Annotated in this window: 7 protein-coding genes; all 7 read left to right on the top strand. The window is 49.3% G+C overall.

Annotation, left to right across the window (positions count from 1 at the left end):
* Positions 1–224: 224 nt before the first annotated feature.
* Positions 225–1,412 carry a FecR family protein gene (locus ED312_RS07320; RefSeq protein ID WP_123215358.1) on the top strand — a complete coding sequence of 396 codons (1,188 nt, stop codon included), beginning with the start codon at positions 225–227 and terminating at the stop codon, positions 1,410–1,412.
* A 222-nt stretch (positions 1,413–1,634) separates the two neighbouring features.
* Positions 1,635–5,147, top strand: a complete 3,513-nt coding sequence (locus ED312_RS07315) for a SusC/RagA family TonB-linked outer membrane protein (protein WP_206363223.1) — start codon at positions 1,635–1,637, stop codon at positions 5,145–5,147.
* A 12-nt stretch (positions 5,148–5,159) separates the two neighbouring features.
* Entirely contained in the window at positions 5,160–6,677 is a 1,518-nt protein-coding gene (locus tag ED312_RS07310; protein WP_206363222.1) for a SusD/RagB family nutrient-binding outer membrane lipoprotein, read from the top strand.
* A gap of 389 nt (positions 6,678–7,066) precedes the next feature.
* On the top strand, positions 7,067–8,566 hold the full coding sequence (locus ED312_RS07305) for a mandelate racemase/muconate lactonizing enzyme family protein (RefSeq protein WP_123215357.1): 1,500 nt from the start codon (positions 7,067–7,069) through the stop codon (positions 8,564–8,566).
* A gap of 132 nt (positions 8,567–8,698) precedes the next feature.
* Positions 8,699–9,637 (top strand): RraA family protein, encoded by a 939-nt coding sequence (locus ED312_RS07300; protein ID WP_123215356.1) that lies wholly within the window; start codon positions 8,699–8,701, stop codon positions 9,635–9,637.
* A 91-nt stretch (positions 9,638–9,728) separates the two neighbouring features.
* Positions 9,729–11,843 carry a pyrroloquinoline quinone-dependent dehydrogenase gene (locus tag ED312_RS07295; protein WP_206363221.1) on the top strand — a complete coding sequence of 705 codons (2,115 nt, stop codon included), beginning with the start codon at positions 9,729–9,731 and terminating at the stop codon, positions 11,841–11,843.
* Between the two features lie 78 nt (positions 11,844–11,921).
* Positions 11,922–12,260: nuclear transport factor 2 family protein (locus ED312_RS07290; protein WP_148044235.1), on the top strand; the 339-nt coding region annotated here is incomplete at its 3' end.

The raw sequence follows: 12,260 nt of genomic DNA, 5'->3' as shown, positions 1-12,260 counted from the left end.
AAGCCACCGACTTGCCTAGCGCCGAATCTGCTGGATGAATGATAGTTCGTAGTGGGGAGGGGGTATTAAGTTTTTGAAACCTGAAACCTGTAACTTGAAACCCGCACCCTGCAACCTTCCCAAAAAAACTTAAAAATTTTTTAACCCTCTCTTAACTTTTTGTCGTCTTTAATTATGTAGTGCGTAAAATATGCCTGATAAAATTATTAACTGCGTAAAATATTATGATCCATTTCAGTAAAATACTAAAACTTGCCAGAAAGCTTGCCGATATGGTTTTGAGGGGAAAGCGGATAGAGCGGACGGATATTGAAGGCGATTTTTTCAGTGATGAAGATAAGGATTATGTCATAGCACATCTTTCCGATCCGGCGAAGATAGAAGCGCAGAACAAGCTTGCCAAAGAAATACATAAAACCAGGAATAAAGACTGGCAAAAAGTAGAAGCAGCGATCCGTCCGCCGGTAAAAAAGGTCCGGTACCTGCACGTATGGACAAGGGTTGCTGCCGTATTTATAGGTTTTATTGCCATCGGTTATTTCTTTTTCCGGGACCATTTGCCCGGCGGGCCTGCACCGGGGGACGGAGTAAAAGAACAGCATATCACTCTTCGGCTGCCCGATGGCAGTATTAAAATACTGGAAGAGGCAGAGAACGGGGATATCAGGGACAGGAACGGAAAAATAGTAGGTATACGGCGCGGAAGCAGTATCAACTACCGAAAAGAAGGACATGCCGGGAATACGACCGCACCGGAGTACCACGAAATACAGATCCCTTTCGGGAAGACTTTTGAGCTCGTCCTTTCCGATGGTACCACAGTAACCCTCAATGCCGGATCGTCCCTAAAATATCCGGTGCATTTCACCGGGAAAAGGGACCGGCAGGTATTCCTTGAAGGAGAGGCCTATTTTGATGTGGAGAAAAACCCGAAGCAGCCCTTTGTGGTAGAAACAGATGGTATTAACGTACAGGTATTGGGCACCCGTTTTGTAATCAATTCATATAAAGAAGAATCGCGCATACGTACCGTTTTACTCGAAGGATCGGTAGCCCTTTTTGAAAAGGGAGAGGCCTATGATCCCGAAAAGGCCGCCAGGCTGATACCCGGACAAAAGGCCACGTGGAACAAAACGCAAAAGGATATCTCTTTCGAAGAGGTAGACACCGGCCTGTATACGGGATGGATGGAAGGCAGACTCATCTTTAATCATGTGCCTTTTAACGAAATACTGAGAAGGCTCGAAAGATATTATGATATCACTATAGTGAACAAGAATAAGGCACTGGACAAAGAGGTATTTACAGCCAGTTTCGAAGGAGAGTCCATAGAAAACATCCTGAATTCTTTCGGTAGGAATTATCCTTTCGAATACACGGTACAGGGCGATAATATTGTGATTAACCCGTGAGAAGTGGGGGAGTCTGGGAGTTGAGGAGTTCTTAGTTGTTTAAGAACCTGTAACTACAACTTATAACCTGAAACCTATAAAAACAAATTTGCCTATGATGAGATAGTATAACTGGAAAAAGAAAAATTACCCGTATAAAAAAACCGGAAGATGGTGGCACATCCCCCGATTTGATATGGAGTGATTAAAACAATGTTTAACCACGTTAACCAAAACAAAGATATGAAAAACCTTCTGAAGTCAGGGAGTGTATTTGTTCATGCATTAAAGTTTGACTTAAAGATGAAACTCCTGATCTGTTTCTTTGCAGCATTTTTGTTCCAGGTACAGGCAGAGAATTTTTCGCTGGACGTAAAAATTTCACTGCATTTCGAAGATGTAACCCTCGAAAAGGTACTCAAAGAGATCGAAACCCTGACCGAGTACAAAGTATTGTACAACGACCGGGAAGTGGATTATAAAAGACGGGTCTCCGTAGATTTTAACCAGGTACCCTTATCACAGGTGCTGAACAGGCTTTTTACCGGGACACCTATTGTCTATGAGACATTGAACAAGCAGATTATCCTGAAAATGGATAATGGCAAGTTAAAGACCTTTCTGCCCGGTAACAATACCGACAGGGAGCGCCCTGGAACTCTCCAGGTAGCGGTAAGCGGAACTATTACCGACGAACAGGGGGTTCCCATGCCCGGCGTTAATGTACTGCTGGAAGGGACCACCAAGGGGACAGTAACCGATTTTGACGGAAAATACAGTATAGACGTCCCGGGTTCGGATGCCGTACTGGTCTTTACCTATATAGGGATGAAACAGGTCAAAGAAACCGTAGGGGACAGGACAACTATAGATGTTACCTTGCGGGAAGATGTCCAGACACTGGATGTCGTTGTGGTTACCGCACTGGGGATTAAAAGGGAATCGAGAAAACTGGGGTATGCCGTTTCGGAAGTAAAACCCCAGGAGGTCAATGTAAACCGTTCTTCCAATTTTATGAACAGCCTTCAGGGTAAGGTAGCCGGGGTGAATATTTCTGCCCTGGGTAGCGGTCCCGGCGGTTCGTCCAAAGTGCGTATCCGCGGGCAGTCGTCTATATCAGGTACCAACAGCCCGCTTATTGTGGTCAACGGCGTACCTATAGACAATACGTCTTTCGGTACCAACCCGGGCAGCACCGGGGGAGAACCGGGTACCAGCGATGGCGGGGTATATTCCGACGGGGGAGATGGTTTTTCCAGTATCAATCCCGATGATATAGAGAGCATGACTATCCTGAAAGGGGCCACGGCTGCCGCACTTTACGGTTCCAGGGCCAAGGACGGGGTAATCATGATAACCACCAAGACCAGGGGTGAAGGAGAAGGGCTTGGCGTTACGTATAACCTGAATGTTACCAACCATACCCCGCTCGATTTTACCGATTTCCAGTACGAATACGGACAGGGGGAAAACGGTATGCGGCCCACCTCGGCCAATCCTACCTCCGGGCAGTGGTCTTTCGGGGAACGGTTCGAACCAGGAATGACCCAGATTCTCTTTGACGGTGTGGAAGTACCCTATGCTCCGCAAAGGGACAGGATAAAGAAATTTTACAGGAACGGGCTTGATGTTACCAATTCCGTATCCATTGCCGGGGGCGGGGAGAAAGGCGGTTTTAACCTGTCGCTTGCCAACCTCAAAAGCCAGGGGATCACCCCTAATAATGAGTTCGAACGAAAAACCGTAAGCCTGGGCGTTACCCACGATTTCTCCGATAAGTTGAACGTTAATGTACACGTTAATTACGCTAACGAAATTAATACCAATCCCCCGAACGTAGGGCAGCAGGATAATACTATCCCGGTTTCCCTGTACAACCTGGCCAATTCCATGCCGTTGGATTTACTGGACCAATATAAATACGACGCACAGGGTAACGAATACGTGTATTCCCGTTTTCGCAACAGGACGAATCCCTATTTTACCTTGGCGGAGCAGTTCAATAACATAAAAAGAGACCGTATTTTCGGTAATGTGGCCGTGAAGTACAACCTGCTGCCCTGGCTTTTTGTACAGGGAAGAGTAGGACAGGATTACTGGTCCAGGGACCAGGACTATAATGGCTTCCCTACCGGGCAGGCGTCCAGGGGACCGGCGCCGGACGGGTTTGTCAACGGTACTTTCACCCAGGAAGTACGGAGGTTCCGCGAGACCAATATGGATATTCTTTTCTCGGCCAATAAGGAATTCGGGGAAGATTTTGACCTGGGGGTAAACCTGGGAGGGAACCGTATGAAACGCCGTATGGACATCAATCGCGTCGATGTTACCGATTTTGTGATCCGCGATCTTTATACCGTACAGAACGGGCGGGTGAAAGACCCTACCTATGCCATTTCCGAAAGGGCAGTAAATTCGGTTTACGGGGCGGTAGACCTGTCCTGGAAGGACACCTACTACCTGAGCGGTACGTTCCGGAACGACTGGTTTTCTACCCTGGCGCCTGAAAACCGCAGTATATTTTATCCGTCCGTGTCCGGAAGTTATGTTTTCTCCAATACCTTTGCCAATAAGCCGGAATGGCTGTCTTTCGGCAAACTCCGGTTTGCCTATGCACAGGTAGGGAGCGATACGGATGTACCGCCGTATTCCAATGTGCTTTTTTATGATATTGAGCCTAATTTCTTTACCGGCCCGGATGGCAGCGCACAACCCGTGGCAGGGGCTACTACCAGTACATTGCCTAACCCTGACCTGAAGCCCATGCGTACCAACGAAGCGGAGATAGGGCTGGATATCCGGATGTTCGAAAGCCGGGTGAACCTCGATGTGGCTGTTTACCGTAAGATAACCAAAGACCAGATCATACCCGCGCAGATATCCAACACCTCCGGATTTACCAATACATTGATAAACAGCGGTGAGAGCCGGAGCGACGGTTTTGAGGCCCTATTAAATATCATTCCTGTTAAAAACGATAATTTTCAGTGGAACCTGAATATCAACGGTTCCTATAATAAAACCAAGGTATTGAGCCTGCTCACCGACGAACCGGGAGACAGGATACTGGTAGGAGAACACGTATTCAACGGGTTTCTGTACCAGGTAGTCGGGCAGGAGATAGGCCAGCTGGCCGGGTTCGGGTACCGCAGGGATGAACAGGGCCGCCGCATTTTCGGCAATGACGGAAGAGCTCTGCCTACGGAGGATATCGTTTTCTTCGGCAGCGCCCTGCCGAAATGGATGGGAGGGATTACCAATAACTTCCGCTACAAGGATTTTAACCTCTCTTTTCTCATAGATTTCAAACTTGGTAATAAAATGATCTCCGGTACGAACTTCAATGCCGTTCGTCACGGGTTGCACAAAATGACCCTTCCCGGGAGGGAAACCGGGGTTGTGGGAGAAGGCGTAAACCTGCAGGGACAGCCCAATACGGTGGCTACGGAGTCCCAGCAATACTGGGAAGTGGTCCGGGCTTCACAGATCATCGAACCCATTGTATATAACGGGGGATTCTGGAAATTACGGCAGATTACCATAGGCTACGATTTTCATAAACTCATCCCCGAAAAGTCCTTTATCAAGGGAGCGAAACTCAGTATTGTGGCCAACAATGTCCTCATACTGAAGAAATGGGTAGACAATATAGATCCGGATTCCTTTGCGTTCAGTTCGGATAATGTTTCCGGACTCGAATCCACCGGCGTACCTACTACCCGTAGCATGGGATTTAACCTGAATTTAAAATTTTAAAAAAAGGAAACCATGATGAAGAATACAGTATATTTTGTTTTTGCAGTGGTGTTTTCCTTGCTGAACACAGCCTGTGAAAAGGATTTTGAAGAGATCAATACCAACGATGTAAACCCTACCGATGTAGACCCGGTATTTATATTTAACAATGCGGTGATAGGAACTTCATTCGCTACCGGGCAACTCAAATACGACGCAGCCATAGTACAACAGATCGTGACTCCCAATTCGGGGTTGCTTACCGGGGGAAATCACAATCAGGACAACCGTTTCGCTTCGGCGGAAGTGTGGGATGATTATTACGAGACCGTGATAAAGAATACCGGCGACCTGATGAATCGCATACAGGACGATCCGGAGCATTCCAACCTGTTGCAGATGACTCGTATTATACAGGCCTTTACCTTTATGGTACTTACGGACAGCTACGGTGATATTCCGTATTCCGAAGCCGGGAAAGGGATTTCCGATCAGATCGTGTTACCCCGCTACGATCCGCAGCAGGAGATCTACACCGACCTGATCAACGAAGTAAAGGAGGCCGTAGCCGCCCTCGATGACAATGGTGCCGCCGTAACCGGGGAAATACTCTACGGGGGAGACCTGGATAAATGGCGCAAAATGGGAAACTCCCTGCTTCTTCGCCTGGGCATGCATATTATTAATGCCGATAATACCCTGGCCCGGCAGACCGTGGAAGATGCTTTTGCCGGTGGTGTGATGACATCTAACGGAGATAATTATGTGATCCGCCACGACAGTAATTTTACCAATCCTATCGGCAATTTCCTGAACGGTTCCGAAGCTAATAATTTTTACCTGGTAGACACTTTTGTCAATTTTCTTAATGATACCGACGACCCCCGGCTGGGTTCCATAGCCGTCCGTTATGTGGGGGCGGCGTCCGGAACGGAGCAGGTCCCGGCCAATGCGTCCACGGCCCCGGAAGACCAGGTAGGGATGCCCATGGGCCATGACAATAGTACTATCGGGCAGGCCGCAGCCGGTCTGGGGCTTGCAAGTTTTTACGATTTCAGCCAGGTAGACCGCAGGCGAATGGTAAAGATCGGGGCGCCTATGTACCTCATTACACATGCACAAACACAACTATTACTGGCCGAAGCTGCTACCTACGGGTGGGTCTCCGGAGACCCGGCAGGTTATTTTGAGGCCGGGGTAAGGGCTCATATGGAGCTCATGGCCGAATATGATCCCGGCTGTGCCATACCCGTTGCGGATATAGACCGGTATATTGCCGACCATCCTTACGGGGGGACCCTGGAACAGTTGTATAATCAATACTGGGTGGTATCTTTCCTGAACGGACCTGAGGCCTATGCCAATTTCCGGAGGACCGGTTATCCCGACCTTACGCCCAATCCGTATCCCGGACAGGATATCACCGGGGAGTTTATCCGGAGGATTACCTATCCGAGTTCGGAACTGGCCGTAAACGGCGAACACATCAGCGAAGCCGTCTCCCGCATGGGGCCGGACAACCTGGATACCCGGGTCTGGTGGGACCGGTAGCTATAAAACCCTTTCATATTGTACAGAAAAAAAGAAGGTGTCTGAAAAGATTTTTAACCACAAAGTCAGCAAAGAATACACAAAGATCATAAAGAAATAAATAAATAAATAGTTGATTACGAGATATTCCATGCTTTGGTTCCTTTGTGTCCACTTCGTGCGCTTTGTGGTTTTGATAGAACTTCAAGACTTTTTAGTCAGCCCCATCCAGGCAGAACAACGGGAGAAATTTGAGAGGAAGGCTACAGGTTTCCGCACCCTGTGTGAAGCATCTTATATGTCTGTGTATAAGTAGATTAAAATGTAAAATGCTCACTACCGTAGAAGCGGAAACAGTAACCTATAATACCATTACAAAAATACATTTACCAATCTAAAAACAAGAACTTATGAAAAATGAGTTAAGGCGTCTTATCGCCAAAAACAAATCAGAAGAAAAGGCCTATGCTTTAGCGCGGCAGGCCGAAACAGAGAGTTCGGCAACGGGTTCGGCACGCCGGGATTTTCTTAAGAAAACAGCGCTTGGCGGGATTGGACTTGCGGGTTTTATGGGGATGTCTTTCGAAGATACCCTGGCCCAGAGCACATCTAAGATAAACCGCAGCTCGGCCCCTTCCGAACTTAAGATCACGGATATGCGCTATGCCCTGACCAATGTAATGGGCGGCACGGCGATAATCCGTATCGATACCAACCAGGGCATTTACGGGCTGGGGGAAGTCCGGGATGCTGCCGACGTGCGCTATGCGCTGATGCTGAAGAGCCGTATCCTGGGGAAGAACCCGTGTAACGTGGAGAAGATCTTTAAGGTCATCAAACAGTTCGGTGGCCCTGCGCGTCAGGCCGGCGGAGTTTGTGCGGTAGAAATGGCCTTGTGGGACATTTGCGGAAAAGCCTATAATGTTCCGGCCTGGCAGTTGCTGGGCGGTCGCTACCGGGATAAAGTACGGCTGTATGCCGATACCCCGGAGGCCCGTTCTCCCGAAGAACAGCAGAAACTGATCAATTACCGGATCAAGGACCAGGGGTATACCTGGCTGAAGATGGATGTCTCCATCGGGGAACTGAAAGGCAAGCCCGGTACGGTGGTAAACTCGAAGTTCTGGGAAGACAGCAAGGGTAACCTTGCCCAGTGGGGCGACGGCCAGAACCCGATGTCCTATGCCAATACGATGCACCCCTTTACACAGATCCAGATCACGGAAAAGGGGCTGGAAGAACTGGCGGGTATCGTGGAGAATGTGCGGAATATGGTGGGGTATGACATTCCGATCTCTACGGACCACTACGGTCATTTCGACCTGAATAACGGAATCCGTCTGGCGCGGGCGCTTGATAAATACCGTCTGGCATGGTTCGAAGATATGGTGCCTTGGCAGTATCACGAGCAGTGGAAGGTGATCAGCGAAGCTATTGAAACGCCTACCACCACGGGAGAAGATATCTACCTTCTTAAAGACTTTATGCCCCTGATCCATACCCGTGCCGTGGATATTATCCACCCCGACCTGGCATCCTCCGGGGGACTGCTGGAGACCAAGCGTATCGGGGACTATGCGGAAGAGTTCGGTATTGCGATGGCGATGCACCAGGCCGGGACGCCGGTTTCTTTTATGGCCAATGTGCACTGTGCTGCGGCGACGCAGAACTTCCTTGCCCTGGAACACCATTCTGTGGATGTACCGTGGTGGGAAGACCTGGTGACCATGACCGGAGGCGGAAAGATGATAGACAAGGGCTTTGCGCCGGTACCGTTAACCGCCCCCGGACTGGGTATAGAGCTCAACGAAGATGTGGTGAAGGCACACCTGCATCCTTCGGACAAGAGCTTCTTTGCCCCGACCAAGGAGTGGGATGAGGTTCGTTCCCATGACCGGACGTATAGTTAAGTTAGGTAGGGTAAGCCCGGTGGCTTCGGTACGTTCCGGACACAGTTCGGAACACTCAGCCACCTCGTTTGCCGCTCTGCCAAAACCAAACCTGCAACCAAAAAAACAATCAATTTTAAAAAAGTAACAGACATGAACAAAGCGAACATAGTAACCCTGACGCTGATGCTGCTATCCCTTGGACTTTATGCCCAGTATGTGGCCTCGCCCCCGGAATATATAAAGGCCCTGACCTCGAACTGGGAAGGCGAACGTTTAAAGGACGGCCGTCCTAAAGTATCCGATGCCCTGTTGAAACGATTAAAAGCCATTAATGTAGAAGAAGCATGGGGTTTTCTGCGCAGTAAAGGGTACCATAACCAGTATGAAGGGGGCTGGAAAATGGTGCATGACGACCGTGTGATGACCGGGCGGGTGCTTACGGCGCAATACATGCCCTTGCGTCCGGATTTTGATAAAGTGGTCAGGATACAGGGTGCCAAAGAGGACCGTGATACCATAGGAGGGAGTAATTCCTGGCCGATAGATATCCTCCAGCCGGGCGATGTATATGTGGCTGATGGTTACGGGCGTATCATAGACGGTACGCTTATCGGTTCCAACCTGGGTAATGCCATTTATGCAAACTCCCGGAACGGTTTTATCTTCGATGCGGGGGTGCGTGACCTTGCAGGTTTGGTAGAAATAGAGAATTTTAATGGCTGGTTCCGGGGGGACGACCCTTCATACCTGCAACAGGAAATGCTGACCTCTATCAATGCCCCTATCCGTATCGGAAGGGCTATTGTACTTCCCGGGGATGCGGTATTGGCCAACCGTTACGGCGTGGTTTTCATACCGGCATATTTGCTGGGTGACCTGGTAATCTCTTCTGAGGTGACGAACCTTCGCGACCAGTTCGGATTTCAGCGTCTTAAGGAGAAGAAGTATACCGCAGGACAGATCGATACGGAGTGGACGGATGCGATCCGGAAGGATTTTGTGGACTGGCTTGGAAAACAGCCGGACAGTCAACTCCCGATGACCCGGAAAGAACTCAACGACTACCTCAAAGAACACAAGTATTTATAACAAACTGTTGCGAATGTGTAGGATGAGAACCAGAGCAGGCCTTTATGCAGCAGTTATGACCGCTTTTCTGTCAGGTTGTAAAGAACCGGTTATGAACCAGACGGCGGGGAATGGAACGGACTGGCCTGTATATGGTGGTAACTCTGCTGGGAACCGTTATTCCCCGCTCCGGCAGATAAATAAGGAGAATGTCCGTAACCTTAAGGTAGTATGGACCTACGATGCTGCCGAAGCCGAAAAAGAAGGGCAACGTGCCGGGCAGATACAATGCCAGCCTATAGTGGTAGACGGTATATTATACGGTACCACACCCGGCCTTAAACTTTTTGCCCTCAGGGCGGATACGGGAGAACAGGTTTGGAAATTTTCCCCTTCGGGCGATCGTACCCGGGGGAAAAACACCAGCAGGGGGGTGGTGTACCGGGAAAAGAATGAAGATAAGCGTATCTTGTATACGGTAGGCCCTACACTCTATGCCATTAATGCCCGAAACGGGGTGCCCGTAAAAATGTTCGGAAAACAGGGGAAGGTAGACCTGCACGAAGGCCTCGATACCGGTCTGGATAAAGATGTACAATCTTTGTCCGTTACCGCAACTTCCCCCGGTGTGCTGTACAAAGACCTGCTCATTATGGGTTCCAGCGTTTCCGAAGGAGGCGATGCTGCACCGGGCCACATACGGGCGTTTAATGTGGTAACCGGCAGGTTGGAATGGATATTCCGGACCATTCCCCAGCCGGGGGATGCCGGTTACGAGACCTGGCCGGAAAATGCTTATACAAAAATAGGAGGGGCGAATAACTGGGCGGGGATGGTACTGGACGAAGAACGGGGTATAGTATATTTCGGTACCGGTTCGCCATCCTCCGATTTTTACGGGGGCAACCGGGAGGGTGAAAATCTTTATGCCAATTGTATCATGGCATTGGATGCGGCAACCGGTAAGTATATCTGGCATTACCAGACCATAATGCACGATCTGTGGGACCGGGATATTTCCTGTCCGCCCAACCTGACCACCATTACTGTAGGGGGAAAAGAAAAAGACGTGGTGGTACAGGCTACCAAAGACGGCCTGGTATATGTGCTCGACAGGGATACGGGGAAATCGGTATTTCCCGTAGAAGAACGTCCGGTACCTGTAAATGGTCTTCCGGGGGAACATCCCTGGCCCGTACAGAAATACCCTCTGAAACCGGAGCCTTTTTCCAGGCAGGTGCTTACGGATGCGGATATTACCGATATTTCGGAAGAAGCCCGTACTTATGTTAAAGAGCAGTTGAAAAAATACACCTATGCTCATAAGTTTACCCCACCGGATGAGAAAGGTACCGTATTGTTCGGTTACAGCGGAGGTGCGGAATGGGGAGGAAATGCCATAGATACCGGCGGTATCCTTTACCAGAATGCCAATGAAGAGCCGTGGATACTGCAAATGGTAAGCATAGACAGTTTTAAGGCAAAAGGCCCGGTATCCGCAGGACAGGGACTTTACCTGAAAAACTGTGCCATGTGCCACGGGACGGAGAGGGAAGGGGGCGGACAGTTTCCTGTTTTAAAAGGCCTCGCCGGGAAATTTTCTTCCGAAGAGGTGCACAATATCATTAAAAACGGAAGCGGACGAATGCCTTCTTTTCAGCATCTTTCCGAAGAAGATACCCGGGTCTTGTCCGCCTATATCCTGGACATGCCGGAGGCTGCAGATAAGCAGCAGGATAAGCATCGAAAGGTATTTGAGCCGGATAAACCGGTAAATAACGCGCGGGACAGTGTTTTCGGTTTTCAGCCGGAATACGTGGTAAAATCATGGAAACAACTACAGGATGCGGAAGGTTATCCCGGTATAAAACCGCCGTGGGGTACCATGAATGCCATAGACCTGAACAGCGGGGAAACCCTTTGGAGCGTTCCTCTCGGGGAATACCCGGAACTGGCGGCAAGGGGAATAAAGGCAACAGGAACGGATAATTACGGCGGACCGGTAGTTACGGCAGGCGGACTGGTATTTATTGCAGCGACAAAGGATGAGAAAATAAGGGCTTTTGATAAGGAAACCGGGGAGGTACTCTGGGAACACCAGTTACCCGCGGCCGGATTCGCCACGCCGGTAACCTATGAAGTTAACGGCAGGCAATACCTGGTCATAGCTGCAGGGGGAGGAAGAGGGTTAAAGACCGGGGGAAAATATGTGGCGTTTGGGCTGTAGTTTGGGAGTCCGGAGTTGTTAGTTATTGGGTCTGTTGTTTAAAAAGAATTTAGAAAACTGAATTATTAAAAACGAATTATGAAAGCAATAAAAAAGGTTTTCCTTCTGCTCTTAATTTCAGGAGCGTTTATATCTTGTAACGAAGTCCAAAAAGAAAAACAGGAAAGCGGGACAGCACAAAGGGAAGAGATAGCTACCCCTGCGGAGGAAAAGAAAGAAATAGAAGCAGCAGTAGCACTGCTCCGGGGAGCCATACTGTCCCCGGACGCCTCGCTTCTGGGCGAACTTACCTCCGATCAGCTGACCTATGGTCATTCGAGCGGTACGATCCAGGACAAGGGTGAATTTATAGACGATCTCGTTCATGGTTCTTTCGATTTTACCACAGTGGATTTTAGGGACCAGCGCATTGTGGTT

Origin of the sequence: Sinomicrobium pectinilyticum (assembly GCF_003725735.1) — a bacterium.
GTDB classification, from domain to species: domain Bacteria; phylum Bacteroidota; class Bacteroidia; order Flavobacteriales; family Flavobacteriaceae; genus Sinomicrobium; species Sinomicrobium pectinilyticum.
The sequence above is the reverse complement of the archived record's forward strand: the minus strand, read 5'-3'. Positions and strand labels throughout refer to the sequence as shown.

Coding starts and splice junctions, on each gene's coding strand:
- ED312_RS07300 (WP_123215356.1), top strand. CDS start 8,699: ATGAACAAAGCGAACATAGTAACCCTGACGCTGATGCTGCTATCCCTT.
- ED312_RS07310 (WP_206363222.1), top strand. CDS start 5,160: ATGATGAAGAATACAGTATATTTTGTTTTTGCAGTGGTGTTTTCCTTG.
- ED312_RS07295 (WP_206363221.1), top strand. CDS start 9,729: ATGAACCAGACGGCGGGGAATGGAACGGACTGGCCTGTATATGGTGGT.
- ED312_RS07305 (WP_123215357.1), top strand. CDS start 7,067: ATGAAAAATGAGTTAAGGCGTCTTATCGCCAAAAACAAATCAGAAGAA.
- ED312_RS07315 (WP_206363223.1), top strand. CDS start 1,635: ATGAAAAACCTTCTGAAGTCAGGGAGTGTATTTGTTCATGCATTAAAG.
- ED312_RS07320 (WP_123215358.1), top strand. CDS start 225: ATGATCCATTTCAGTAAAATACTAAAACTTGCCAGAAAGCTTGCCGAT.